31 protein-coding genes are annotated in these 25,330 nt (G+C 58.1%); 13 read left to right on the top strand and 18 right to left on the bottom strand.

Annotated features, from left to right (window positions below; all coding sequences use genetic code 11):
- The first annotated feature begins 9 nt into the window (after window positions 1–9).
- The 5 genes from CAF65_RS18755 (at window position 10) to CAF65_RS18735 (ending at window position 6,355) form a co-directional block, all read left to right on the top strand.
- Window positions 10–747, top strand: coding sequence for a 3-oxoacyl-ACP reductase family protein (locus CAF65_RS18755; protein WP_085717624.1), 738 nt, complete (start codon window positions 10–12; stop codon window positions 745–747).
- The gene (locus tag CAF65_RS18750; protein WP_085717623.1) at window positions 744–1,508 is read left to right on the top strand and encodes an SDR family NAD(P)-dependent oxidoreductase; all 765 of its coding nucleotides are present in this window, start codon (window positions 744–746) and stop codon (window positions 1,506–1,508) included. The genes CAF65_RS18755 and CAF65_RS18750 overlap by 4 nt, the downstream gene beginning before the upstream one ends.
- 2 nt (window positions 1,509–1,510) lie before the next feature.
- Window positions 1,511–2,794 carry a DUF1302 family protein gene (locus tag CAF65_RS18745; RefSeq protein WP_085717622.1) on the top strand — a complete coding sequence of 428 codons (1,284 nt, stop codon included), beginning with the start codon at window positions 1,511–1,513 and terminating at the stop codon, window positions 2,792–2,794.
- 82 nt (window positions 2,795–2,876) lie between these two features.
- Entirely contained in the window at window positions 2,877–3,713 is an 837-nt protein-coding gene (locus CAF65_RS18740) for an outer membrane lipoprotein-sorting protein (RefSeq protein WP_085717621.1), read from the top strand.
- Window positions 3,714–3,745: 32 nt separating this feature from the next.
- Window positions 3,746–6,355, top strand: coding sequence for an RND family transporter (locus CAF65_RS18735; RefSeq protein WP_085717620.1), 2,610 nt, complete (start codon window positions 3,746–3,748; stop codon window positions 6,353–6,355).
- Window positions 6,356–6,484: 129 nt separating this feature from the next.
- Here the strand turns inward: CAF65_RS18735 and CAF65_RS18730 are convergent, their stop codons facing one another.
- Together CAF65_RS18730 and CAF65_RS18725 are read right to left on the bottom strand one after the other, a co-directional pair.
- The gene (locus CAF65_RS18730) at window positions 6,485–6,868 is read right to left on the bottom strand and encodes a MerR family transcriptional regulator (RefSeq protein ID WP_085717619.1); all 384 of its coding nucleotides are present in this window, start codon (window positions 6,866–6,868) and stop codon (window positions 6,485–6,487) included.
- A 184-nt stretch (window positions 6,869–7,052) separates the two neighbouring features.
- Window positions 7,053–7,628, bottom strand: a complete 576-nt coding sequence (locus CAF65_RS18725; RefSeq protein WP_063343457.1) for an NAD(P)H-dependent oxidoreductase — start codon at window positions 7,626–7,628, stop codon at window positions 7,053–7,055.
- 181 nt (window positions 7,629–7,809) lie between these two features.
- Between CAF65_RS18725 and CAF65_RS28370 the strand changes: the two genes are divergently transcribed.
- A complete protein-coding gene (locus tag CAF65_RS28370) occupies window positions 7,810–8,271 on the top strand; it encodes a hypothetical protein (RefSeq protein ID WP_158090070.1) in 462 nt (153 codons plus the stop codon).
- Between the two features lie 239 nt (window positions 8,272–8,510).
- Window positions 8,511–9,116 carry a hypothetical protein gene (locus CAF65_RS18715; RefSeq protein ID WP_085717617.1) on the top strand — a complete coding sequence of 202 codons (606 nt, stop codon included), beginning with the start codon at window positions 8,511–8,513 and terminating at the stop codon, window positions 9,114–9,116.
- Window positions 9,117–9,177: 61 nt separating this feature from the next.
- On the opposite strand, the gene CAF65_RS18710 is transcribed toward CAF65_RS18715, so the two are convergent.
- The 3 genes from CAF65_RS18710 to CAF65_RS18700 all read right to left on the bottom strand — a co-directional run bounded on the left by CAF65_RS18710 (window position 9,178) and on the right by CAF65_RS18700 (window position 10,894).
- Window positions 9,178–9,360, bottom strand: coding sequence for a hypothetical protein (locus tag CAF65_RS18710; RefSeq protein ID WP_085717616.1), 183 nt, complete (start codon window positions 9,358–9,360; stop codon window positions 9,178–9,180).
- A 404-nt stretch (window positions 9,361–9,764) separates the two neighbouring features.
- Entirely contained in the window at window positions 9,765–9,959 is a 195-nt protein-coding gene (locus CAF65_RS18705) for a hypothetical protein (protein ID WP_085717615.1), read from the bottom strand.
- Between the two features lie 92 nt (window positions 9,960–10,051).
- Entirely contained in the window at window positions 10,052–10,894 is an 843-nt protein-coding gene (locus CAF65_RS18700; RefSeq protein ID WP_085717614.1) for an NAD(P)H-binding protein, read from the bottom strand.
- Between the two features lie 179 nt (window positions 10,895–11,073).
- On the opposite strand from CAF65_RS18700, the gene CAF65_RS18695 reads away from it, so the two are divergent.
- Complete coding sequence (locus CAF65_RS18695; RefSeq protein WP_085717613.1) at window positions 11,074–11,739, top strand: TetR/AcrR family transcriptional regulator; 666 nt, start codon at window positions 11,074–11,076, stop codon at window positions 11,737–11,739.
- Window positions 11,740–11,950: 211 nt separating this feature from the next.
- Here CAF65_RS18695 and CAF65_RS18690 read toward each other — a convergent pair whose 3' ends face one another.
- The 6 genes from CAF65_RS18690 to CAF65_RS18665 form a co-directional block, all read right to left on the bottom strand.
- On the bottom strand, window positions 11,951–12,181 hold the full coding sequence (locus CAF65_RS18690; protein ID WP_085717612.1) for a hypothetical protein: 231 nt from the start codon (window positions 12,179–12,181) through the stop codon (window positions 11,951–11,953).
- Window positions 12,182–12,311: 130 nt separating this feature from the next.
- Complete coding sequence (locus CAF65_RS18685; RefSeq protein WP_085717611.1) at window positions 12,312–12,533, bottom strand: hypothetical protein; 222 nt, start codon at window positions 12,531–12,533, stop codon at window positions 12,312–12,314.
- Window positions 12,534–12,657: 124 nt separating this feature from the next.
- Complete coding sequence (modC, locus tag CAF65_RS18680) at window positions 12,658–13,737, bottom strand: molybdenum ABC transporter ATP-binding protein (protein ID WP_085717610.1); 1,080 nt, start codon at window positions 13,735–13,737, stop codon at window positions 12,658–12,660.
- A 3-nt stretch (window positions 13,738–13,740) separates the two neighbouring features.
- Window positions 13,741–14,421, bottom strand: coding sequence for a molybdate ABC transporter permease subunit (gene modB / locus CAF65_RS18675; protein WP_085717609.1), 681 nt, complete (start codon window positions 14,419–14,421; stop codon window positions 13,741–13,743).
- The gene (gene modA / locus CAF65_RS18670; protein WP_085717608.1) at window positions 14,421–15,188 is read right to left on the bottom strand and encodes a molybdate ABC transporter substrate-binding protein; all 768 of its coding nucleotides are present in this window, start codon (window positions 15,186–15,188) and stop codon (window positions 14,421–14,423) included. Before modA ends, modB begins: the two co-directional genes overlap by 1 nt.
- A 124-nt stretch (window positions 15,189–15,312) precedes the next feature.
- Window positions 15,313–16,380 (bottom strand): nitronate monooxygenase family protein, encoded by a 1,068-nt coding sequence (locus CAF65_RS18665; protein ID WP_085717607.1) that lies wholly within the window; start codon window positions 16,378–16,380, stop codon window positions 15,313–15,315.
- Window positions 16,381–16,639: 259 nt separating this feature from the next.
- Between CAF65_RS18665 and CAF65_RS18660 the strand changes: the two genes are divergently transcribed.
- Window positions 16,640–17,623, top strand: a complete 984-nt coding sequence (locus CAF65_RS18660; RefSeq protein WP_085717606.1) for an MDR family oxidoreductase — start codon at window positions 16,640–16,642, stop codon at window positions 17,621–17,623.
- Here the strand turns inward: CAF65_RS18660 and ada are convergent, their stop codons facing one another.
- The 5 genes from ada to CAF65_RS18640 all read right to left on the bottom strand — a co-directional run bounded on the left by ada (window position 17,624) and on the right by CAF65_RS18640 (window position 20,775).
- Complete coding sequence (gene ada, locus CAF65_RS18655) at window positions 17,624–18,688, bottom strand: bifunctional DNA-binding transcriptional regulator/O6-methylguanine-DNA methyltransferase Ada (protein WP_085717605.1); 1,065 nt, start codon at window positions 18,686–18,688, stop codon at window positions 17,624–17,626.
- An 87-nt stretch (window positions 18,689–18,775) separates the two neighbouring features.
- Window positions 18,776–19,456, bottom strand: coding sequence for a DNA oxidative demethylase AlkB (alkB, locus tag CAF65_RS18650; protein ID WP_085717604.1), 681 nt, complete (start codon window positions 19,454–19,456; stop codon window positions 18,776–18,778).
- Entirely contained in the window at window positions 19,446–20,150 is a 705-nt protein-coding gene (locus CAF65_RS18645; RefSeq protein ID WP_085717603.1) for a 2OG-Fe(II) oxygenase, read from the bottom strand. The genes alkB and CAF65_RS18645 overlap by 11 nt, the downstream gene beginning before the upstream one ends.
- Before the next feature lie 117 nt (window positions 20,151–20,267).
- Window positions 20,268–20,435, bottom strand: coding sequence for a hypothetical protein (locus CAF65_RS28490; RefSeq protein WP_178076716.1), 168 nt, complete (start codon window positions 20,433–20,435; stop codon window positions 20,268–20,270).
- 37 nt (window positions 20,436–20,472) lie between these two features.
- On the bottom strand, window positions 20,473–20,775 hold the full coding sequence (locus CAF65_RS18640; RefSeq protein ID WP_085717602.1) for a DUF1883 domain-containing protein: 303 nt from the start codon (window positions 20,773–20,775) through the stop codon (window positions 20,473–20,475).
- Window positions 20,776–20,976: 201 nt separating this feature from the next.
- Between CAF65_RS18640 and CAF65_RS18635 the strand changes: the two genes are divergently transcribed.
- Together CAF65_RS18635 and CAF65_RS18630 are read left to right on the top strand one after the other, a co-directional pair.
- Window positions 20,977–21,333: a hypothetical protein gene (locus CAF65_RS18635; RefSeq protein ID WP_085717601.1), complete on the top strand. Its 357-nt coding sequence runs from the start codon at window positions 20,977–20,979 to the stop codon at window positions 21,331–21,333.
- A gap of 72 nt (window positions 21,334–21,405) precedes the next feature.
- Window positions 21,406–21,636, top strand: a complete 231-nt coding sequence (locus tag CAF65_RS18630; protein ID WP_085717600.1) for a hypothetical protein — start codon at window positions 21,406–21,408, stop codon at window positions 21,634–21,636.
- An 11-nt stretch (window positions 21,637–21,647) separates the two neighbouring features.
- On the opposite strand, the gene CAF65_RS18625 is transcribed toward CAF65_RS18630, so the two are convergent.
- Window positions 21,648–21,929, bottom strand: a complete 282-nt coding sequence (locus CAF65_RS18625) for a hypothetical protein (protein ID WP_085717599.1) — start codon at window positions 21,927–21,929, stop codon at window positions 21,648–21,650.
- A gap of 137 nt (window positions 21,930–22,066) precedes the next feature.
- A complete protein-coding gene (locus CAF65_RS18620; RefSeq protein ID WP_057400160.1) occupies window positions 22,067–22,255 on the bottom strand; it encodes a hypothetical protein in 189 nt (62 codons plus the stop codon).
- A 280-nt stretch (window positions 22,256–22,535) separates the two neighbouring features.
- On the opposite strand from CAF65_RS18620, the gene galU reads away from it, so the two are divergent.
- Together galU and CAF65_RS18610 are read left to right on the top strand one after the other, a co-directional pair.
- Window positions 22,536–23,375 carry a UTP--glucose-1-phosphate uridylyltransferase GalU gene (galU, locus tag CAF65_RS18615; protein ID WP_007975949.1) on the top strand — a complete coding sequence of 280 codons (840 nt, stop codon included), beginning with the start codon at window positions 22,536–22,538 and terminating at the stop codon, window positions 23,373–23,375.
- Window positions 23,376–23,740: 365 nt separating this feature from the next.
- Window positions 23,741–25,264: an MFS transporter gene (locus CAF65_RS18610; RefSeq protein ID WP_085717598.1), complete on the top strand. Its 1,524-nt coding sequence runs from the start codon at window positions 23,741–23,743 to the stop codon at window positions 25,262–25,264.
- The last annotated feature ends 66 nt before the right edge of the window (window positions 25,265–25,330 follow it).

The raw sequence follows: 25,330 nt of genomic DNA, 5'->3' as shown, positions 1-25,330 counted from the left end.
GGAACGGCCATGAACCACAAAATAGCGGTAGTGACCGGGGGCAGTCGCGGCATCGGCAAAGCCATTGTCCTGGCACTGGCCGGCGCCGGTTATCAGATTGCTTTCAGTTATGTGCGTGACGAAGAGGCTGCGATGGCGCTGCGTGCCGAGGTCGAGGCCATGGGGCGCGAGTGCCTGGCGTCGCAATGCGACGTCAAGGACGGCAACAGCATCAAGGGCTTTTTCGAGCGCGTCGAACAGCAGTTCGAGCGCATTGATCTGCTGGTCAATAACGCCGGGATAACGCGCGATGGTTTGCTGGCAACGCTGTCGATCAATGACATCGCCGAAGTGATCCAGACCAACCTGATCGGCACCTTGCTCTGCTGTCAGCAGGTCGTGCCCGGCATGATGCGCCAACGTAGCGGCTGCATCATTAACCTGAGCTCTGTGGCCGCGCAAAAGCCCGGCAAGGGCCAAAGCAACTATGCCGCCGCCAAGGGCGGGGTCGAGGCGCTGACCCGCGCCCTGGCCGTTGAGCTGGCGCCGCGCAACATCCGCGTCAACGCAGTTGCCCCAGGCATCGTCAATACCGACATGACGGCGGCGTTGCTGGGGGCTCACGAGCAGGAAGTCCAGTCGCGACTGTTGATCAAACGCCTCGCCGAGCCACAGGAAATTGCCGAGGCGGTGCTGTACATCGCCGAGCGCGGGCATTACTTGACGGGCGAAGTGTTGTCCGTCAACGGCGGGTTGAAAATGCCATGAGCTCGCCACGAACGCTTTTGATCACGGGGGCGGCTAAAGGTATCGGTAGGGCGGTGGCGGAAAACTTTGCCACCGATGCTGGAAACCGTCTGATTCTGCTCGATCTGGATCTGCCGCAGTTACAGGACTGGGTGGCGGGGCAGGTGTTTGCCGCGAGCATCGAAACCTATAGGGCCGACATTGCCGACCTTGCCAGTTTGCAAGTGCTGTTCAAGACGCTGGCCACGCGTCTCGGTTATGTCGATGTACTGGTGAACAGTGCCGGTGTCTGCGATGAGAACGAGCCTGAAGACCTGGACAACTGGCACAAGGTGATTTCGGTAAACCTGAACGGCACGTTCTACGTCACTTCGCTGTGCCTGCCGCTGATGGCGGACCGCGGGCGGATCATCAACATGTCGTCGATTCTGGGGCGCGCCGGCAAGGTGCGTAACACCGCTTACTGCGCTTCCAAGCACGGCATCATTGGCCTGACCAAGGCGTTGGCGATGGATCTGGCGCCCCGCCAGATCACTGTCAACGCGATCCTGCCGGCCTGGATCGATACGCCGATGTTGCAGGGCGAGCTTGCGGCACAAGCCCGTATTGCGGGGATCAGCCAGGAGCAGATCCTGCGCAACGCGAAGAAGAAATTGCCGCTGCGGCGATTCATTCAGGGCGATGAAGTGGCGGCGATGGTGCGTTACCTGGCGAGTCCGGAGGCTGCGGGCGTCACGGCGCAGAGCCTGATGATCGATGGCGGCGTCGGGTTGGGAATGTAGTCATGGCCAGAGAGCGATTCAGGCAAGGGCTGGTTGCCGTGCTGGCCTGTCTCGGCACGGAGCTGGCCTGCGCCGACATCGTGCCGGCCCATGCCGATGCTGAAGTCGGTGTGGCCACCGCGCTGCGCTTGCACGGTGACAATCAGGTCACGCAGAAGGCCGTCTACTTCAAGGCCAACCTGGAGGACAACTGGGACAGTGGCTATTACAAGGCCAAGGGTCGGGTACGTTATGACGCCCGCTATGACGGCAATAACCCCTACAGCCAGGAAGCCCGGGAAGACTACCGCTTCAGCGCCGACTGGCGGCATTTGTACTGGGGACAATACGTCGGTGACGGTGAGCTGACAGTGGGTTGGCAGCAGGTGGTCTGGGGCCGCGCGGATGAACTGCGAGTGCTCGATCAGATCAACCCGCTCGACTTCCGCGAGGGCCTGACTGCCTTGCTCGAAGACAGCCGCATTGCGGTGCCTATGGTGCGTCTGACCCAGCCGGTGGGCGAGTGGGAGCTGGAAGCCTTGTGGATTACCGACTTTGTGAAGAACCAGGCACCGGCCCAAGGCAGTGAGTTCGACGCTCCGCTGTTCGCCCGGCCGGACCCGGCAACGTTCATCGTCGACTCCACGCCCGACTACAACGCTCAACATGGTTTCTCCTATGGCGCGAGCGCCAACGGCCGGATCGGCGCGGTGGACGCCAGCTTCGTTGCACTCAATGCTCGCCAGCAAGATCCGGTGTATGCGGTCGAGGGTGTGGCCGACGATCAGCGAATTCGCCTGGAACGGCAGTTCCCGCGTTACAGCATGGCCGGTGCCGGCCTGGCGATCGATGCCGGGTACAGTATTGTCGTGCGTAGCGAGGTGGCCTATTTCGACGACTGGCGAGTGACCAACCCCAACCGCCAGTACGGCAGTGATGAGAGTCCGATGATCAAGTCACTGCTTGGCGTCGACTATCTGCTGCGCAACTGGCTGATCTCCGTGCAATGGCAGGAACAGCAACTGCTCGACTGGCAAGTCGGGATGTTGCAGGACAAACGTGACGATCTCTTCACCCTGTCCGCCGAAGGCACTCATCTGCGGGACCGGCTCAAGAGCCGGCTGGTGCTGGCCATGTCGCCGCCGGCCAAAGACGACGCGTTGCTGCAGGGCATCTTCACCTACAAACCGGTCGACTGGCTCAAGCTTGGGCTGGAGGTGGATGTGTTTTTTGGCAAGGAGGACCAACCCTTTGGCGAATACGACCAGCGCGATCAGGTTCGGCTCTCGGCGGGTTATTTGTTTTAAACATACAGGTTCTGAACCTACAGCGCCTGCGTGCACAGTGCGCCGGCGAGCCACTCACTCACAAGATGAAAAGGAAATTTCTATGTTGCCGCTATTCAAGAGCCTGACGGCTGGTGTGTTGATGCTGACGAGTGCTTCGGTGTTTGCCGCCCAGGGCCAGAGCGCTGATGAAATCATCCGCCAGGCCAGAGATCGCAACGACGGCAAGAGCTTCATGTCGCAGGTGTCGTTGATCCTGCTCGACAAGCAGGGCAATAGCCGGGTGCGCGAGTTCAGCTACCTGCAGAAGGATTATCCGGACAGCGACAAGTTCACCATGTATTTCTCGGCGCCCAACGACGTGCGCGATGTCGCCTTCCACATTGAAAACCCCCATGAAGCACTGAGCAGCGAAGACAGCCAGTGGATGTACTTGCCGGTCAGCCGGCAGACTCGGCGCATTTCCACCACCGACAAGCGCGGTGCCTTCATGGGCAGTGATTACTCCTATGCCGACCTGGACAAGATCCGGGCCAACGATTACCGCCAGACCCTGGTCGCGGAGGAGAACATTGCCGGCCGTGACTGTTATGTCATCGAGCGCGCGCCTGCGTCTGCGCAAGTCCTGGCCAAGACTGGCTACAACATGCTCAAGGTCTGGATCGACAAAAAGAATCTGCTGGTCATGCGTCAGGATTTCTTCGATGTCAAAGGCGTGATGTTCAAACAGATGCGCACACTGAAAGTCGAGACTGTCGATCAGATCGACAGCATCACCCTGAGCGAAACCGAAGACTTCATCGCGGGCACTCGCTCCCAGCTGCGTTTCAACCAGTTGCAGTACAACGTCGAGCTGGACGACCGGCTGTTTACCCAGACCGCCATCAAGCGCGGCCTGAAACCCGGCGACCTGCCTGAGTTTGCCGTGTCCGCTCGCTAAGCGCTGCCCCGACCTTTCTGGAACGCATGATCATGGAACGATACCTGAACTTCGTTGAGCGCTATGCGCGGGCGATTGTGTTTGTGCTAGTGGCGATCACCGCATACTTCACCTACACACTCGGCTCGCTGATGTCGGACACCAATCCTTATTTACTCAAGGAATCCCATCCGGCGCGCAAAACCATTCTCGACCTTCAGCACGAATTCACCGGTACCTACGACTCGGTCATGGTGGCGCTGAACAATCGGCAGAGTGTCTTCAACAGCGACTCGCTCAATGCCCAGTTCGAACTCTCGCAAGCCCTGCGACGGCTGATGCTGGCCAACGCTGAGGATGAAGTCGAACTGCAGCGCATTGTCGGCAAGCATGGGGCGGACAGTCGCGCCCAGCTGTTGGCCGCGGATATCCTCAGCGAAGGTTTTTCCCAGAACGATTACGCCCAGGCCCAGGTTTTGCGCGATCACGCCCGCAGCCAGGGCTGGGATCCGCGTGACCAGCAGTTCCTCGATTTTCTCGTCGAGCGGATCAACCCGATCAAGGAAATGGCCTCCATGGCCGACCTGGAAAACATCAGCCTGAGCCCCGATGGCGAACTGTGGATTCACAAGACCCTGCATGGCCTGGACATGGACCCCAAGGTCGTCGAAGCGCAGATCATGGGCAACGAGCAGATGGTCGGTGGGGTCGTCTCTGCCGACAAGAAAGTCGCCATGGTGGTCGCCGAACTCGGGACCAAACAGGACGACGCCCAGGCTCAACTACGCGCCTATCACCAGGTTCGTCAGATCGTCGCGGACTACCAGGCCAAACATCCGCAATTCACCGATGAGGTGTTCATCGCCGGGATGCCGATCTTTATCGCGGCACAGCAGGAGATCATCGATCATGACCTGGCGCTGTTGTTCCCGATCGTGTTCCTGCTGGTGACTTCGCTGCTGGTGTTCTTTTTCCGCAAGCCTTTGGGTGTGTTCCTGCCGCTGTTCAATATCCTCTTCTGCACCATTTGGACCTTGGGCCTGATGGCGCTGTTTCGGGTACCGATGGACCTGCTGACCAGCGTGTTGCCGGTCTTTTTGTTCACCATTTGCTGCGCCGATGCGATCCATGTGATGGCTGAGTATTACGAGCAGCTCAACGCCGGCAAGTCTTATCGCGAGGCCAACCGCGAGACCATGCGGATGATGGTTACTCCGGTGGTGCTGACCACAGTGACCACCATCGCTACGTTCATGATTTCCACCACCAACAATATCGTCAGCATTCGCAATTTCGGCCTCTTCATGTCCATCGGGCTGACGGCGGCCTTGATCATTTCCCTGTTGTTGATCCCGGCGTGGATTTCCATCTGGGGCAAGGATCAGCCGCAGCGCAAAACCGTCCACAAAGAGTCGATCATTTCGCGATACCTGGTAGCGTTCTGTGCGCGCTTGATCCGCTGGCGCAAGCCAGTCCTGATTGTCACCTTGCCGTTGTTGGCGCTGATGACGGTTTTCACCTTCCTGGTCAATATCGAGGACTCAGGGATTGCCTACTTCAAGAAGGACAGCCCGGTCCGGGTCTCGGATGAGTTCATCAACCGGGCTCATGTCGCCGGCACGTCTCCCGGCTGGATCGCCTTCGACAGCAAGACCCCGCGAGGTGTCCTGACCACCGAGGTGGTGCAGTTCCTCGACCGGCTCGACCAGTTCATCAAGTCCCAGCCGAACGTCAGTTACACCTATTCGGTGGCGACTTACGTCAAGCGTATGAACCTGGTGCTCAATGACATGAATCCTGACTATCTGCGCGTGCCGCAAGCGCTGGAGCATGTGAAGTCGGTCAACGATGAGGGGCAGACAGAAACGTTTGAGGTGGACGGCAACTCGCTGATCGAGCAACACATCATGATGTTCGAGAACGGCGGCGGCTCTGACTTGCAGAACGTGCTCAATGCCGACTATTCCAAGGCGCTGACGCTTTACACCATGACCTCTTCGGTCGCCAGCGATTACCAGGACATGCTCGATCGCCTGGATGCCTGGTTGCTGGTGAACAAGCCGGCCAACCTGCAGGTGACTCATGCCGGGACGCCCTATATCTGGACCGGAGTGTTGCAGGAAATCACCCAGGGCCAGGTGCTGAGCTTCTCTCTGGCGCTGTTGGTGGTCACGCTGATGATGATGTACTGGTTGAAGTCGGTACGCCTGGGCATTCTTGGCATGCTCACGCTGCTGACCACCTCGGTGACGGTCTATGGTTGTATGTATCTGCTGGACATCGAGCTGAATATCGGTACGACGCTGGTGACGTTCCTGGTGGTGGGGGTGGTCGATTACGCCGTACACCTGCTGTCGCGGATCAAGTTGCTGGTTCAGCAAGGCGTGCATGTCGATGAGGCGATTCTCTCGGCCATGCACAGCGTCGGGCGGTCGACCGTGGTCAATGTGGTGATTTTTTCGGTGGGGTTCCTCGCGTTACTGTTTTCCGCCTACAAGCCGGTCATTGATCTGGGAACGCTGGTGGCGCTGGCGCTCTTCTCCAGTGGGGTGATGACCATCTTGCTGGTGACATTGATATCGCCGTGGTTCTTTGCGGCAATCGTTCCCGAGCCGCCGGAGAGTGAGCGCGAGTACCCATTGCGCGACGGCGCTTTGAGTTAAGCGCAAGGGCTGCTGTTGCAATGGGTTACGCCGGCATTGGGTTTTCAGGAACCACTCATTGCCGGCGTGCCCTGGCAGCGCAAAGCGGGTTAATAGCCGCCTCGGTTCTGTGCAGTGGGTTGATGGCGTTCAGGCGATTTTAGTGATGTGTTCGAACTGGCATTGATTCTGAGCGTCCTTGAGGCTGGCTTCGAATTCGACCAATCCCGCATGCACCTGCTGCAACGCTTCAATCTGGGTCATCAACTCCTGTTTTTTGTTCGCTATAGCCTTGTTCGCCAGGTCCCATGGCAGCTCCTGGCCCCTGTGGCCCTGCAGGATCGCTTGCATTTCCTTGAGCTTGAAACCCAGTTGCTGGGCGCACTTGATGAACGTCAGCAACTCAACGCTCTGCTGGCTATAGATTCGATATTTGCCTTCGCGCTGTGGCGGCGGTAACAAGCCGATTTCTTCATAGTGCCGGATACACTTGACCGTCGTGCCCGACAGCTGGGCGGCTTTGCCGATGTACATGAAAAGTCCTTTTTTATGTGCAGAAAGAGCCCGAGCGTTCACACGCCTGGCGCGGGCGCGGCATCTTTACACAAGCATGCCGAGACTGGAACCCGGACGGGTAAAATGGCCGGGTGTGTAGGGTGCTGGAAGGGTCGAAGCCGGCATCGCCCGCTGCAAGGCGATGCTGCACAGTGCGAGAGATTCAGTTGCTGGCGATTGCCTGGGCTTGCCTGAGCCAGGCGTCCCTTTGTGTCGGCTTCGAGCCGAGGATCGGGCCAAACGTCAGGGTCTTCAATGGCTTGATGCCACAGAACTCCAGCGTGGTCTTGCGCATCTGGTGCAGTCCGGGCATGCGGTAGACCCACTTGTAGTACCACGGAGGAGTATCCATGGTCACCAGCAGGTGAGCGGTTCGTCCTTTCAGGAGTTTGTCTGGAAAGGCTTTGCCTTTGCGGTATTTGAAGGCAAAACCGGGCAGGAAAACCCGGTCGAAAAAGCCTTTCATCAAGGCCGGAATACCGCCCCACCAGATCGGATAGACAAACGTCAGATGTTCAGCCCAGGTGATATCGGCCTGGGCTTTGAGCAGATCGGGCTCCAGCATCTGGATCAGGTTGTAACCATCGTGTAGCACCGGGTCGAAGCTCAGAGCATCGAGTCGTAGCAGGCGCACGTCGTGTCCGGCACTTTTTGCAGCCTCGACATATGTATCGGTCAGCGCTCCACAGAAACTATCGGTTGAGGGGTGACCCAGAATCACCAGTACGCGTTTGCTCATCAGACTTGCTCCTGAAAATGGAACCTTCAGGGTAGAGTCTGCCCTTAACGGGAGAGTCAATGGGGGCTGATTCAACAGAAAGCACCTCAAGCAAGGCTCTGGCCAAGCTGGTCCATTACCTCCCGAATGTTACCGGTTGAATCAAAAATAGCCCTGTTTGCGGATCGAAGCGGCGCACAAAGTGAACCTGCCTGGAATCGAAGGGCTGGTTGCTGACCCCGTGCCCTCTGATCACCTCGAAGCTGTTCGTTCGGTGGATCAGTATGACGTGCCGGTTATCCATTGGTACGAATTGTCGGTTGCCTATTGGTACGAAATTCCGGTTGTTCATTGGCACGAAATGCCGGTTGCCCATTGGTACGAAATGCCGACTTCCCATTGGTACGAAATGCCGGTTTCCCATATGAAACGGGCCCGTGTGAAAATGGTGGAATTGCCCGCATTGCTGTGGCTGCCCACTGACCAGAACGGCCGGGTGAGGATTTTCTCCGAGGCCGCCACCGCTGATTGCCTCCAGAGAGAGGCTGCTTGCCAGAAGCCCCGCGACCAAGAGCAGGAGCTGTTTGAAGATACGCATAGCGCCACCTCCGACGGTCCCCCTGGATTAAATTATAGTGCGTCATGGACCCCGGCCTGGCGCTGAAGTAGACAGCTAGCCAGCCGGCGGCCCTTATTTCCTTGCATCGCAAAATCAAAAGTCTGCTCCGCAATTCATCCCGTCCTGCACCCGGATTTCTGCAACAGGCACTTACAAAGCAGTCCCTCAATGAGGGTGACGCGGCCAGGAAAGATGTCTTCTGAGGTTTTTGCCTGCATCTGCCTGACTCAGGCTCCTTGCAGTAAACGGAGGGCACCTTGCGCCCTTGTTTTTGAGGGTGATCAATGAAACAAGGACAAGTTTTACTGTTGGCTTTGTTGTTTATATTTTTGACCGGTTGCACGACTACACCACCAAAAGATCAGAGCAATCTCTGCAGTATTTACCGTGAGTATCCCGACTGGTACGAGGACTCGCTGGAGATGCAGAGTGAATATGGGACGCCTCTGCATGTGGCCATGGCGATCATGAAGCAGGAAAGCAGCTTCGTGGCTGACGCATTGCCGCCTCGTGACTATCTGCTCTGGGTGATCCCCTGGGGACGAGTCAGTTCGGCTTACGGTTATGCGCAGGCTCAAGACCCGGTGTGGGGCGAGTACAAGAACGATACTGCCAACGGCGGTTCGCGTGACAGCTTCGACGACGCGATCATGTTTATCGGTTGGTACACCACTGGCACCCAGCGTCAGCTCGGAATCTCCAAATGGGACACCTACAATCAGTACCTGGCTTATCACGAGGGGCGTGGGGGCTTCAGCCGCAATTCCTATCGCAGTAAACCCTGGCTGATGAAGGTTGCCCAGAAAGTGCAAAAGCAGTCAGAGATTTACAACGCCCAGCTCAAGCAGTGTCGCCAGGAGCTGGAAGATGATCGTGGTGGGTGGTTTTAGCGAGTAAGGGCTGGCAGAGCGCAAACGGCCGAGGGCCGTTGTCGGTACTGAAGTCGCGAGGTCAGGTCAGTTCCAATGCAAGGCTGTCTTTGCTGACAGGCAAGGGATGTGGTGCATTTATCCGGTCTTCCAATCTGTTCACGAACGCTACGGCTTGTGCATAGCTGCGAAACTTTACGCACCACGCGTTCATCCAGACATTCCAGCCTTCCGGCGTGCTCGCCTTCTCGATTTTTATCAGCATCCTCGAATCCCTCCGTGCGGTGGTTTTGCATGGTAATCAGGGTGAGGAGGGGCAGCCGCTCCGAATGCAGATTCGAGTGCATTCCAAGCGTCCGTCAAAAGCTTCACCTGTAGGCTCTACTCTGGCTGACCCTCCTCGAGGCGCATTTAAAGTCGATGGGGCGGGAGTTGGGAAATCAATAATTATCAAAAATGGATTTATGAAAGCCGAAACAGCGTCGGACAAAGAGCGCACTCTGATTGAGTTTCCATCGGGAACCGAAGACCTCCGCTCTTGAGGGCGTGACGGTTCGGCTCCGGTGTCAGGCACTCCATAGAAGCAAGGGCTTGCCAGCGAAAGCCATGCAAGCCCTTGTTTGTATCTGCTTCATTGCTTTTGTCTTGAACGTGGTTACCTGGTGCTTTTCAGGACACCGGGTCTGTCTTGCGACGATCGCTGCCGGCTGGGTTGCCGGTATTGATCAGCCTTCTTTCCAGCAGTACGTTTTCCAGTGCCTGGCGGTCTGACGGGCTCATTTGATGCTCTCGCTCCTTGAGCTCCAGCAGGATCGGGGTGGACCACTGGCGGTAGGTTTGTTCGGCACTACGATTGAGTGACATGGGTTCCTCCTTGATCAGGCTCCTGCCAATTAAGGCGCCGCAGTTCGATACGCAAGAGACCCTAGCCGAGGAACCTTGTTCTCGCCAATGCGTTACGTCGGGCGTACCTCTCCCCAGATGCCCGTAGCGGCAGTGCGCTGCACGTAGTCGCTGAAGTCGCGCGCCGGCCGTCCCAGTGCCCGCTGTACGCCATCGGCTATTGGCGTGTTGCGGCCATCGAGCACAGTCGTGAAGAGATACATCACCAGGTCGATCAACTCTTGGGGAAGTTGTTGCTGTTCCATTGCCTGTCGATAGGCGTCCGCTGGTACGGCAACGAATTCGATGTCGCGACGGGTGGAACGGGCAATCTCGGTCACCGCTTCGGCAAAGGTCAGCGCCCGAGGGCCGGTCAACTCATAGAGCTGGTTTGTGTGTCCGGGTTGGGTCAGTGCGGCGACGGCACACTCGGCGATGTCTTGCACATCAACAAAGGGTTCAGCGACCTGGCCAACGGGGAGTGCAAGTTCACCTTGCAGGATGGGTTCAAGAAAGTGCGCCTCGCTGAAATTCTGGCAGAACCAACTGGCCCGCAGAATCGTCCAGTCAATCCCGCTGTTCTGTACAACATGTTCGGCCTGTTCCGCTTCGATTTCGCCGCGACCGGATAACAGGACCAGCTTGCGGACTCCGCTTTTGACCGCCAGGTCGGTGAACGCCTGGATGGATTCCAGGGCGCCAGGGACGGCGAGATCAGGTTGAAAGCAAATGTAGACCGCATCAACACCATCTATCACCGCGTCCCAGCTTGATCGATCTTCCCAGTCGAAAGGAGGATTCGCCTCGCGGGAGCCTCGGCGAACGGCCAGGCCGGCAGCTTCGAGTTGTTGTGTGATTCGCCGCCCGGTTTTGCCCGTGGCGCCAAGGACCAGTGTGATTGGCTGATCGGTTTTCATCGCGTTCATCTCCATCGGTTAATGTGAGTGATGCTCATGTTTAAAAGATGATAGATCCTCATGTTTGTCCGTCAACCCGTCAGATCGAATTCCCCGACGTGCGGGCATCCGTTATTGGGCGTTGGGAGTGGCGATGCTAAGGTGAGTACATGTCACGTTATTGATCGGGAAATTCACTCGTGCGCAAAAAGACTCCTGAAGTCCTCGAACAGCCTGCTGCACAAGCTGTTCGACGCAATCCAACGCAACAGCGCAGCCGCGAACGTCAGGAGCGGATTTTGGCGACGGCGACTCAATTGATCGCGGACAAGGGTAGCGATCAACTCAAGATGAGTGAAATCGCCGAGTGTTCCGGGATCTCGATCGGTTCTCTTTATCAGTATTTTCCCGACAAGAGTTCCGTCATCCGCACGCTGGCCGAACGCTACAACGCCGAGAGTCGTCGCTGCATTACAGAGGCAATGGAGGCCGTCGAGGATGCCCGAGGCTTGCAAGCCGCCTATTCGCAGTTGCTCGATCTGTATTACGAGATCGTGATGGCGACACCGGTGATGCGTGACATCTGGTCCGGCATGCAGGCCGACAAGCACTTGTTGCAACTGGAACTGGTGGAGAGCCGGGTGGCTGGCGCACTACTGGCCCAGGCGATGCTTCGCGTATATCCCGACATCGATGAGCAACAGGTTCAGGAGTCGGCGTTTTTGATCTGGCACCTGGGCGAGGCGACCATGCGCCTGGCGGTCGCTTGTGCACCGGAGGAAGGGCGAGCACTGGTCGAGGCGTTCAAGCGCATGTCCCTGCGCGAAATCATGGAGCCGGCGCGCAAGGACATCGACAGGCAATAAATGACGCTTCTGTTCAGGGATTTCCCCTCCGATTGAGCCCTCACGCGAGCTGTGACGTTCGATTGGTTTTGCGCAACAAAAAATCCCGGCGCCAGGCCGGGTTGTGGGAGAGGGTGAAAAACTGGCAGGCAGCCAAAGGTCCGGAGACGTCACCGTCACCAATCATGCTGCCCGAATCGGGCCTGTCCTCGCACCGCAAATCCGTGACGGGTCATCTGAACCGAGGCAGAGGCCGGTCGACAGGTTTAAGAGACGACAGCGTGTTCCGGATCAGCGGCGTGTCCTTCTCGATGTCGTTCAGGCGATCACGAATTCTGAGGGCGGTTGGGTGCCCGCCTTGATGGTCGACCCAGTCGGCGATTTCCTTGCAAGCCGCAGCCAGGCGGACCTGACGGGCGTCCAGCAAGGTGAGCAGGGTGGTGATGGACTCTTTTTCGGACATGGGAGACACCTCCGTTCAAGAAACCTGGGTGTGGCAGCAAAAAGCCCGCCTGGAGCGAGCTTTCTGCCGATGGGGTCGCTGATCCTTCAGCCATTTCAGTATAGCCCCGTTAAAAAGTGGTGACAGGCCGTCAGCCTTGTCGGGCTGTCACTTGCGATTTGGCATTCAACTGCCGGCAAACACGCAGAGCGTCCTCTTCAACATCGTAGCCATCCCCGATGAAGCCTTGGGTGCGGGTATCGGCGATGCGATACCAGGCCGCGGCATCCGGTGGCGGGTGGTCATTTTCACCCGCACGGCGACCGTGGATGATGATCTTGTTGCAACGCTTCACGACGAAAAAGTCTTCCATGGCGTCTGCGCAGCGGATTCCTGTTCACAACAACTATAGAAGCCATTGGTGATCGTGCAAAAAACAGGCAGGTCAGTTCGTCGGTTCAGGCGCTGCCGGCCCCGGTGCAGGCATGTCGCCGGATTTACGCCAGCACCGCAACCGCTTTGATTTGCGCCCAGAGTTGCTGGCCAGGGTGGACGTTGAGTTGATCGCGGGAATAACGTGTGATGCGTGCGAGCAGTGGCGTGCCGGCGGCGTCCAGGCGAATCAGCACATGGGCGGCGTTGTCGGCGTTCATTTCACTGACCACGGTAACCGGCAGGCGATTGAGGATGCTGCTTTGCCCGGCGCCGTGCAGGCTCAGGCTCACATCTCGCGCCTGGACCTTGCAGCGCAGTGCCTGGCCCACATCCAGCGGTGTATGAGGCACACGAATGATGAGGGTGGTGTCGGGCAGTTGCAGGCTCAGCAATTGATAGTCGGCGTCATAGGCGCTGACGCGACCTTCGATCACCACGCCGGCGTCATCCCCCATCGCCAGCGGCAAGTCGAGGCGCGCCAGGGTCTGGCCGATCGGGCCGCTGGCCAGTGCCTTGCCGTTGCTGAGCAACACGATATGGTCAGCCAGCCGCGCGACTTCATCCTGGGAGTGGCTGACGTACAGCACCGGGATATCGAGCTCATCGTGCAGGCGTTGCAGGTAGGGCAGGATTTCACTTTTGCGTTGGGCATCCAGCGCGGCCAGCGGTTCGTCCATCAACAACAGTTTCGGGCTGGTGAGCAAGGCGCGGGCGATGCCGACGCGCTGCCGTTCACCGCCCGAAAGGTGTTGTGGGTGCCGGTCCAGCAAATGGCTGATGCCCAGCAACTCAGTGGCGTGAGCCATGTCGACCTGGCGCTGCGGCTTCGGGATGCGCTTGAGACCGAACTCCAGGTTGGCCAGCACCGACAGATGAGGAAACAGGCTGGCTTCCTGAAACACGTAGCCCAGCGCGCGCTTGTGTGGCGCGACGAAAACCTTGTTTTCGCTGTCTTGCCAGACGTCATCGTTGACCTGGATAAAAGCGTGGTCGGCCCGTTCCAGACCGGCGATGCAGCGCAGGCACGTGGTCTTGCCCGAACCGGAATGACCGTAGAGTGCCGTGACACCACGGCCCGGCAGTTGCAGGTCGACGTCCAGGGTGAAGCCCGGGTAACGTAGTGTCAGACGCATTTGAATCATCGGTCAGCTCCAGCCCGTTTTGGTTTTACGGCTGGAGTACAGCGCCAGCAAGACGGCAAACGAGAACACCAGCATCGCCCCGGCCAACCAATGGGCCTGGGCGTATTCCATGGCTTCGACGTGATCGTAGATCTGCACCGAGACCACGCGGGTCTTTTCGGGAATATTGCCGCCGATCATCAGCACCACGCCGAACTCGCCGACGGTGTGGGCGAAGCCGAGAATGGCGGCAGTAATGACACCGGGCCGGGCCAGGGGCAGTGTCACGTTGAAAAAGGTGTCCCAGGGATTGGCCCGCAACGTCGCGGCCACTTCGAGCGGGCGCGTGCCGATTGCGGAAAAAGCGTTTTGCAGCGGCTGGACCACGAACGGCATCGAATACAACACCGAACCGATGACCAGCCCTGCAAAACTGAAAGTGAGGGTGCCAAGGCCGAGTGATCGGGTGAGTTGCCCGATGTACCCGTGAGGGCCGAGCGCCAGCAACAGATAAAAGCCAATCACCGTCGGCGGCAGCACCAGGGGCAGGGCGACCATCGCCCCGACCGGGCCGCGCAACCAGGAGCGGGTGCGCGCAAGCCATAACGCAATCGGAGTGCCGACAATCAGCAGGATGACGGTCGTCAGGGACGCCAGTTTCAGCGTCAGCCAAATGGCGGAAACATCGGCACTCGATAGCGACATCAGATTTCGTAGCCATAGGATTTGATGACAGCTGCCGCTTTCGGTCCCTTGAGGTAGTCAACCAATGCCTTGGCGGCCGGGTTGTCCTTGCCCTTGTTGAGAATCACGGCGTCCTGTTTGATCGGGTCGTGCAGGCTGGCCGGAACGATCCAGGCCGAACCGCTGGTGATCTTGCCGTCCTTGTAGATCTGCGACAGGGCGACAAAACCCAGCTCGGCGTTGCCGGTGGAGACGAATTGGTAGGCCTGGGTGATGTTCTGGCCTTCAACGATCTTGTCCTTGACCTTGTCGCTCAGCCCTTCTTTAGCCAGCACCTGGGTAGCCGCCAGGCCATAAGGCGCGGCCTTCGGGTTGGCGATGGACAGGTGCTGGTATTCGTTCTTTTTCAGCACATCGCCCTTGGCATCGACGTAGCCTTCTTTGGCCGACCACAGCGCCAGGGTACCGACCGCATAGGTGAAGCGCGAACCCTTGACGGTTTCGCCTTCGGCTTCAAGTTTTTGCGGGGTGCTGTCATCCGCCGAGAGGAACACTTCGAACGGCGCGCCGTTTTTGATCTGGGTGTAGAACTGACCGGTAGCACCAGAGGAGGTGACCAGTTTATGCCCGGTGTCTTTTTCAAAATCAGCAGCGATGGCCTGGATGGGGGCGGTGAAGTTGGCAGCGACAGCCACCTGGACTTCGTCCGCCTGGGCTGAGCCGAAGGCAAATACAGCGACAAGGCTCGCCAGGCAGGCGGGGGCAAAACGTGAGGCACGAATGGTCATGAAACGGCTCCGTTAAAGGCAATTGCAGCAGAGGTGAATCGTTATGTACGGAAATATATAGCGGATTGCCTTTAAACGGAATGTGCTGTCATAAAATTGTATACAGTTCTAACGCAAGTGAGGCTCAGGGCCGCCGTAGCAGTCTCGCTAATCCTTCTTCCGCCAGTTGTCGAGTCAGTGCCGCGGTGGACAATTCGACCCCAAGGGTAAATGCCTGGCCGGCCCAGAGGTTGCTGAAGTCTGCCTCGCCTTTGGCCCGCAGCGGCATCAGCGCGCCACCGGCCAGGGGGAACGCCGGTGCCTTGGCGCTCATGGGCCCCAGTTCACGCATCACCCGATTGAGGATGCCCCGGGCCGGGCGACCGGTGAACAAGTTGGTAATCGCCGTCTCGCTTTCTTTGGCGGTGCGCAACGCTTTGTGATGGGACGGGCTGACCCTGGCCTCTGGCGTGAACAGGTAGGCCGTACCCACCTGTACCGCCGAAGCGCCCAGCATGAAGGCGGCGGCGACACCTCGTGCGTCAGCGATGCCACCAGCGGCAATCACCGGCACTTTCACCGCATCGACCACTTGTGGCACCAGGGCGAACGTCCCCACCTGGCTGCTCAGGTCATCGCTGAGAAACATCCCGCGATGGCCCCCGGCTTCGTAGCCCATGGCAATGATTGCATCGCAGCCATGCTGCTCGAGCCACACCGCTTCTGCGACGGTGGTGGCCGAGGACAGCACTTTGGCACCCGTGGCCTTGACCCGGTCGAGCAGGGATTTTTCCGGCAGGCCAAAGTGGAAGCTCACCACTTCAGGGCGAAACGCTTCGACCACTTCGCAGGCTGCGTGATCGAACGGCGCCCGGTTGGACACGGGCGTTGGCGCATCGAAATCGACACCGAGTTCCTGGTAGTAGGGTTGCAGCAGGTTTTTCCACTCTTGCGCGCGTTGTTCATCAGGGGCTGGAGGCTGATGACAGAAGAAGTTGACGTTGATCGGGCGCTGGGTGTGTTGGCGGATCGTTTTCAGTTCTTCGCGCAATTGATCGGTGCTGAGCATCGCTGCTGGCATCGAGCCCAACCCGCCGGCATTGCAGGCTGCAATCACCATGGACGAGTTCGTGGCACCGGCCATCGGCCCCTGAATGATCGGCAGTTCGATCCCGAGCAGGTCAAGGATGCGGGTATCTGGCCATTGGTTCATGTGCAGTGTTCTCCGACGTTGAAGCAGGGCTGGGACGGTAGAACAGGATTTGTAACGCAACGGCCGGTGCAAGGCCAGTCGTCATTTCGGCGGGTCCGGTTTTCTTCAGCGTCGATGGAAACCTCCACCGTCGCCATTGTGATCATGAATACCGGGGTTGGGTGGTTTGCCCGGTTGGCTTAAAGTCGGGTACGGCAATCTGTTGTCATGTGTTATTTCAATTGCACCACAACCAGACTGATTCCATTGAGAGGCCGTCATGTTCAAAGGCATTTTGATCGACAAAGACGACAGCGGTTACCGGGCCACACTGCAAGAGATCCAGGACGATCAGTTACCCGAGGGCGATGTCACGGTGCGTGTTGCCTATAGCACGCTGAATTTCAAGGACGGCCTGGCGATCACCGGCAGCAGTCCGGTGGTGCGCAAATTCCCGATGGTGCCGGGCATCGACCTGGCTGGTGTCGTCGAAGTCAGCGGGCACCCGGACTATAAAGTCGGTGATCAGGTGCTGCTCAATGGCTGGGGTGTGGGTGAAGGACATTGGGGCGGATTGGCGCAGAAGGCTCGCCTGAACGGTGACTGGCTGATACCGCTGCCGACAGCGTTTACCGCTGCCCAGGCGATGGCCATCGGTACGGCGGGCTACACGGCCATGCTGTGCATCCTGGCTCTGGAGCACAACGGGGTGACGCCTGAGCGAGGCGAAATACTGGTGACCGGCGCCAACGGTGGCGTCGGCAGTTTCGCCATCGCGTTGTTGAACAGGCTCGGCTATCGGGTAGTCGCATCCACAGGACGTACGTCGGAGCATGACTACCTGAAGCAACTGGGCGCTGGTGAGATCATCGACCGTGCCACGTTGTCCGAGCCAGGCAAGCCGTTGGCCAAAGAGCGTTGGGCGGCGGTCATCGATTCGGTCGGTAGCCACACCCTGGCCAATGCTTGCGCCAGCACCAAGGCCAATGGCACCGTCGCGGCATGCGGTTTGGCCCAGGGCATGGACTTTCCGGCATCCGTTGCACCGTTCATTTTGCGCGGTGTGACCCTGGCCGGTATCAACAGCGTGACCCAGCCCAAAGCCAGGCGCGTGGAGGCCTGGGCTCGACTGGCCAAGGATCTGGACTTCAACCTGTTGCCGTTGATCAGTCACGAAATCGGTCTGAGCGAAGCCATCGAAGCCGCGCCGCGCTTGCTTGCCGGGCAGTTGCGCGGGCGCGTGGTGGTGGATGTGAATCGCTGATTACTGCGACTCGCGTTCCAGCAACTGGCGTTTGCGCTCGACACCCCAGCGATAGCCCGACAGGTGGCCATCGCTGCGCACCACGCGATGGCACGGGATCGCCACGGCCAGGTTGTTCGCGCCGCAGGCTTGAGCCACGGCGCGAACGGCTTTTGGCGAGCCGATGCGCTGGGCGACGTCGGCGTAGCTGGCCGTGCTACCAACGGGAATTTCCCGCAGCGCTTGCCAGACACGCTCCTGAAACACCGTGCCGCGCACGTCCAGAGGCAAGTCAAGGCCAATGGCCGGCGCCTCGATAAAGCCAACGACCCTGGCAATCAATTGCTCGAATTGATGATCGGCACCGATCAGGTTGGCACGCCGGAATTTGTCTTGCAGATCACAGACCAGTTGGTGCGGATCATCGCCCAGCAGGATCGCACAGACCCCGCGCTCACTCTGCGCCACCAGTATCGCCCCCAGCGAGCACTGGCCGACGGCAAAGCGAATGTCATTGTTTTGACCGGCCGCGCGGTAGTCCCCGGGTTTCATTCCGAGCAAGTGGTCTGCCGCTTCATAAAATCGACTGTTGGAGTTGAAGCCGGCGTCGTACAGGGCATCGGTCACCGAGCCACCATCCGCCAGGCGCTCGCGCACCTTGCGTGAACGATGAGCGTCGGCGTAGCCCTTGGGCGTCAGGCCGGTGACGGATTTGAACACGCGATGGAAGTGGAAACTGCTCAGTCCCGCAGCCTCGGCCAATTCGCCCAGGGCAGGCAGCGTTTCCGCGCTTTCGATCTGACGGCACGCGGCGGCCACGGTGGCGGCATGTTGCGCGGCGAGTTCGCTCTGATCTTTGGTCGCGCGTTTGCTCGGACGATAACCCGCGGCCCGTGCCTGTTCGGCGCTATCGAAGAATTCGACATTGTGTGGTTTGGGCAGGCGCGCGAGGCTGCTGGGGTTGCAGTAGATGCCTGTGGTTTTCACGGCATAGACAAACTGCCCGTCAGCCTTGGGATCACGGGCGACCACGGCGGCCCAGCGTGGATCGTTTTCGGTGCTGATCTTGCTCGATTGGCTAGTCATGGCGTCACATCCTTTGAGGGGTTGCCTGCACATTAACCATGGGGCAATTCCCCCACACTCCGGCGCTTGCGGTCAAATTCGAAGTCTTTATCCGGCGGTACGGAAGGTGAAGTTGATGCGTTGCTCGCCGAGTCTCGGGTGATGGCCGTCCTTGATCGGCAACACGCCGTGATAGCGCAGGCGATCCACACCACCCCAGACCACGATGTCGCCATGCAGCAGGGGGATGCGCTGGTTTTTGTCGCTGCGTGCAAAGCCGCCGAACAGGAACATCGCCGGCAAGCCCAGCGATACCGAAACGATAGGGGCTGTGTAGGAATGCTCGTCCTTATCCTGATGCAATGACATTTTTGCCCCGGGGATGTAACGGTTGATCAGGCAGGAGTCCGGCGCAAATCCGGTGAACCCTGCTGCCTGCGCCGCCGCTTGCGCCAATTGCAGAAACACCTCGGGCATCTTTGGCCAGGGCTGGCCGGTCTGCGGATCGTGGCGGGTGTACCGATACCCGCTGCGGTCAGTGGTCCAGCCGAATGTGCCACAACTGCTCAGGGCGACCGACATGGTAAAACCGCCGGGCGTGATCATCTGCCGAAACGGCGCGGCCGCCAGCACCGCCTCCAGGGCGGGCATCAAACGCTCAAGCCAGGGCAGGGCGAAGCCTCTGAGCACATAGGACTGTTCGCCGATCTGCTCACGCCTGGGCTGTTGCTCTGGCTCGACATCGGCAAACAGGTCATGGGTCAGCGGGTTCATGGGGTCACAACGCATCGTGAAAGATGATTCCAAGGGTATATCGTTTGCCGCTGTGCAGGCGACTCACGCCGTGACGCAGGGTCACGCGGTAATAACCGCGAACCCCTTTGACCGGCCGCTGGTTGACGGCAAATATCAGCCCGTCACCTTTCTTCAGACCGATGACCATCGGGCGTGACTGCATTCGCGGGCGCTGCTCGGTCATGACAAATTCGCCACCGGTGAAGTCTTCGTCCGGGGCCGACAGCAGAATCGCCACTTGCAGCGGGAAAACGTGCTCACCGTACAAGTCCTGATGCAGGCAGTTGTAGTCCTGTGGACCATATTGCAGCAACAACGGCGTCGGACGCTTCTGACCAGCGGCATGACAGCGCTCGAGAAAGGCTTGATGAGAGTCTGGAAAGCGGGTCGGTAGATCCATCTGTTCATGCCAGCGATTGGCAATGGGCACCAGCCGTGGGTAGAGCGCGCTGCGCAAGCGGGCCACGAGGTCCGGCAATGGATAGCTGAAATACTTGTACTCGCCGCGGCCGAACCCGTGGCGAGCCATCACCACGTGCGAGCGAAAGGGTTCGGCACGCGGGTACCAGGCGCTGATCTGATCACAGGCCTTGTGGCTCAACAGTGACGGGATAACGGCGCAACCGTCCTGATCAAGTTGCTGTTCCAGCCGGGGCCAGTCCAGGCTGTCCAGATATTGCTCGCTCATTGCCGGGCCTCTTGTTGTTGAGGTGGCCAGTCTGGAGGGCAAGGGTGAGGCTGGCACTCCGGCGCTTGCGGTCGAATTGCGAGCGGGAGCCGACGTCCATTGTCGCTCCGGATCGCGTTACAGCGCTTTGCTGACGCTGATTTCGCTGATGACGTCGTCCGGTCCATGAATGGCATCCAGCGCCGCTTTGGCTTCTTCTGCGGTGCCGTGTTCAAGCTGGGCAAACTCGAAGCGGCGCTCACCGTTGAGTTTGTATTTGATGACGTACTTGGTCGTTTGGGCCACGGTTGTATCTGCCTGTCTTTGGTTTCGGGTTCGCTGTTCAGCTCAGTTTCGAGCTGGAGCGGCGAATGATTTTGATCGAGTGCGTCAGGTTGGGTTTGCGGGTCACGCTGATAGGGCGACGGTTGACGGTGTCGATCGTGATGTTCCAGAAACCGGTGCTCGGGGCGGTGATGCGCGCCGGAAACGTGTCGAATGCACCGCCGTGATAGGTGTGACGGCCGCCATTTTTGAAGCTGCGGAAGTTGGCGTCGTTCATCAAACGGATGTTGCACATTTGGGAGCATTGAATGACGACAATGTCGTCTTCATTGAGGTGCTCGCGCTGATGGATAAATTTCATGAGGCGCCTCCAGAAGGGCTTTTTCTACAAAATCAAAACGATAGCATGGGCGAATGGCGCAGTTTATCAGCCCGACCGCCTTATTATCCGGCCACTTTGACAATTAAAAACGCTAATTTCACGTTTGATGAGCGATAAAGCAGGTTGCCTCGGAGAAAAAACACATCTGCGCTGTCCGAGCGTCTTTATAGGAGGTTTTGTATGAAATGGGGTTTTTGGTTTCTTTCGCTGGCGGCATTGGTGAGTGGTTGTGCGAACGTCTCTGAAATCAACGAGTCGCTGCCGACCATGAACGTGATTTCTGGCAAGAAGCCCCATGAATATGCGCAATGCCTCAGCGAAAAACTGGCCGACAGCCGTGGCGCCTTGCAAATCGAGCCGCACAAGGATGGATTGCGTGTCATCGTGCCGCTCAAGTTTTCCTCGGGGCCGTCTGCCGTATTCGACATTGAAGAGCGTTCGGGCGGCAGCAGCATCAAGCTGCACGAGAGCATGTCCAATGTCCCGATACGTCCAAAGGACGTACAGAATGCCGCCACCGAGTGCATTTCCGGCTGATAGACTATCGACCAACAGCACCGATGCCGCCAAAGCCTGGCTTTGGCGGCATCGTTATTTCTGGAGTCGACCATGAAGCGAGAGCAGGTCCGGGCGCGCCATGCAGAGGGGCTTATCTCTGCCACCCATGTGATTCAGAATCCGGCGGATCTAGGAGAATGGATCGTGTTTTTCAAGAAAAGCGCCGGACGCAGCTATTTCCTGGTGGATGACAATGATGAAGTCGAGTCCTTCGGTAATCTCGACGATTTGGTCGAAACGCTGCGCGGACTCGGGATCAAGTTCGCCGAAATTCATCTGTAGGGTTGAGCGCGTTATTTGCAGACCACCACAACGTTGCGGTTCTTGAAATTGCCGATATCGGCCCCGAGGGTCTTTTCATTTTCCTTGAGCGATGGCGTGCCATCGGTGCCGACAATCCGGTAGCCGGTACCGGCACAGGAGGCATCGGCTTTTTCGTAGCAGGCGGCCCAGGAATTGGCCTCTCCCGAGCAATCGATCGTCAGGCCCTGCTCTCCGTTGTTCAGGTAGGTTTCTTCCGATGTTGCGCAGCCGCTCAGGGCCAATACCGTTAGCAAAGGCAAAATCTTGTTCATGGATTGATCATCGTCAGGGTGGTGGGGCAAGGCTGAGACAGTGCCGGGATGAAAAGGTTATAGCGAAAGGCCACTTCTTTTTCTGCATTCACAAAAAAGCCCTGTGCAATGACAGGGCTATTTGAAAGAGGCGTCGGTCAGTTCTTGTCCTTGCCGCGTCGCTTGGGTTCCGGGTGCTCAAGCTCCAGTACCGAAGCCACTTCGATTGCCAGGGCTTCGGAAGGGAAAGGCCCGGCGATATTTTCACCGGCGACACTCGCCACCCACCATTGACCGTCTTTCACCTGATTGATCAGGAATCCGTTGACGCTTTTTGCTGCCGACATTTATTAACCTCGTTCTCTGGTTCAATCGCGCCATGATACCGCCAAACGCGCGCAGCGGGTGCCGTTGGGGGGATGTCAGTTGCGGTAGAAAGCGTGCAATTGCGCGAATTTCTGCTATGCATAAGAGTTTGCCCGGTAACCTGCACACCCGCGCAGGGAACTATCGGCAAGAATATTTCTCTATGTTGGCATCGGTTAGCCAGCGCGGGGCATTGTAAGGTGCACGCCGCCTGATTAGACTGCGCCGAAACTCGTACACACAGCCCTTTCAAGGACTTATATGATCAAGAAATGCTTGTTCCCAGCAGCCGGTTACGGTACTCGCTTCCTGCCAGCGACTAAAGCCATGCCCAAAGAAATGCTGCCGGTGGTGAACAAGCCACTGATCCAGTACGGCGTCGAAGAAGCACTGGATGCCGGCTTGAACGAAATCTCCATCGTCACCGGTCGCGGCAAACGCGCCCTGGAAGACCACTTCGACATCAGCTACGAGCTGGAAAACCAGATCAAGGGCACCGACAAGGAGAAATACCTGGTCGGCATCCGTCGCCTGTTGGATGAGTGTTCGTTCTCCTACACTCGTCAGACCGAAATGAAAGGTCTGGGCCACGCGATCCTGACCGGTCGCCCGCTCATCGGCGACGAGCCGTTCGCCGTGGTGTTGGCGGATGACCTGTGCGTCAACCTGGAAGGTGACGGCGTACTGAAGCAGATGGTCAAGCTGTACAAGCAGTACCGCTGCACCATCGTCGCGATCATGGAAGTAGATCCGCAGGAAACCAGCAAGTACGGCGTGATTGCAGGCGACCTGATCGGCGACGACCTGTACCGCGTGCGCAACATGGTCGAGAAGCCAAAACCGGAAGATGCCCCGTCGAACCTGGCGATCATCGGTCGTTACATCATGACGCCGGACATCTTCAGCCTGATCGAACAAACCGAGCCAGGCAAAGGCGGCGAGATCCAGATCACTGACGCTCTGATGAAACAGGCGCAGGATGGTTGCGTGATCGCCTACAAGTTCAAGGGCAAGCGTTTCGACTGCGGTGGCGCCGAAGGCTACATCGACGCGACCAACTTCTGCTTCGAGAACTTCTACAAGACGGGCAAGGCTTACTGATAGCCGGCGACCTGTTGTATCGAAAAGCCACCTTCGCAGACTGTGTGAAAACACGCTGATGAGGGTCAAAGCAAACGCCCCGACTTGTTCGGGGCGTTTGCTTTTGTGCGGGCTGAATCCATTCAAACCAACGAAATGTAAGTATTGTCTGACATCCATCGCCAGGTTTTTCGAGAGAAAATTCTGATTATCTGGCCGCAGTGGGAAAATGAGTTTGCGGCTTCTTAGTAACGTTTGTATTAAATGTGAATATCAGCTGACGCGTTGCTTTACTGGCCAAATCTTCTCCCCGAATGTGCATAGAGATCGACTCTCTGGGGCAAGGAAGCTGCCTTGTTTTTTTATGAGTAAAAGGAATTTCGTAGATGGCGTTAACAGGGGAGGAGGCACAACGCAGATCAAAGCGTTGGTTAGGCCTAAGCGTGCTGATGCTGCCAGTATTGCTGGTGACAGTTGACAACACGGTGCTTGGGTTCGCGTTGCCAAAGATTGCCGAGGCCCTGCGTCCGAGTGCTGGCCAGCAGCTGTGGATCATCGACGCTTACTCGCTGGTATTGGCGGGATTGCTGGTGTCGATGGGGAGTCTGGGAGATCGAGTTGGTCATCGTAAGTTGTTGCTGGCCGGGTCTTTGGGTTTTGCGATTGTGTCGGTGCTAACCGCGTATTCGGATACCGCTACGCAATTGATTGCCGGGCGGGCTTGTATGGGCATTTTCGGTGCAATGCTGATGCCCTCAACGTTGGCGCTGATACGTTCGCTGTTCGAGGACCGAGAAGAACGCAGGCTGGCGGTCGCGATCTGGGCAACGACGTTGACGGTCGGCTCGGCACTCGGACCTTTGGTGGGCGGGGTGTTGCTGGAGTTCTTCAGTTGGGGGGCGATTTTCCTGTTGGCGGTGCCCGTGCTGGTGCCACTGCTGGTGTTGGGGCCACTGTTGTTGCCTGAATCCGAGCGAGATGCTTCAGGGTCGTTGGATCCGATAAGCATCCTGCAATCAATGGTAGCCCTTGGTGCCATTGTTTACGGCATTAAACACAGCGCCAGTAATGCTATCGACTGGATGGCGCTGGCAGCATTTGCATCAGGTGCAGTTGCGGGCTGGATGTTTGTGCGTCGACAGTTACGTCTGCCAGTGCCGCTGATGGATCTGAGTCTGTTCCGCAGTGGCACCTTTAGCGGCTCTGTGGTGATCAATTTGATGAGTCTCGCGTTTCTCGTCGGCTTCGTATTCTTTACCACTCAGTTTCTGCAGATCGTTCTTCAGATGTCGCCCTTGAGTGCTAGCCTCGCATTGGTTCCTGGTCAGGTCATGGCGGTTGTAGTGGGGATGGCGGTCGTGCCTGTCGCACAGCGATTACAGGTGCATGTGCTGATACCGATTCTGATCGCGTTTGCTGGAGCGGCGTTTTTGCTGGTCGCCAGCATGGGCAGTAGTCTGACCGTTCTAGTGGTGGCTTTTGCCTTGCTGAACATTGGCGTGGGCGCGATCGCGACTGTGTCCAATGATGTGATTTTGTCAGCCGCACCACCGGCAAAGGCGGGCGCGGCGTCGGCCATTAGCGAAACGGCCTATGAAGTGGGCGTAGTTTTGGGGACAACAGTGCTCGGCGGTGTAGTCACTGCCTACTATCGCGGTGCATTGCAGCTTCCGGGGTTCCTCAGCGAAGTGCAGTTGATGCTGGCGAGTGAGACGCTGTCTGGCGCCTATCATGTGGCGGCAGACTTGTCGGGTGATCAAGCAAGGGAGTTGATGGCGCAGGCGGGAAGGGCATTCGAAGGTGGAATCGGTTTGGTTTCGTGGGTGACGTTCGGCTTGGCACTGATGGTAATTTTGATTGCTTGGTGCACCCTGCGGATACCGAAAACGCAATCTGCAAAGGGGCATTGATCGAAAACGAAGATTGGGCCGCGCATTGCACGGCCCGAGCATTTCAGCACAATGCTTGCTCGGCGG

The organism is Pseudomonas sp. B28(2017) (genome assembly GCF_002113025.1).
GTDB lineage: Bacteria > Pseudomonadota > Gammaproteobacteria > Pseudomonadales > Pseudomonadaceae > Aquipseudomonas.
Note: the sequence above shows the minus strand (reverse complement) of the source record. Positions and strands in the feature narration are given on the sequence as shown.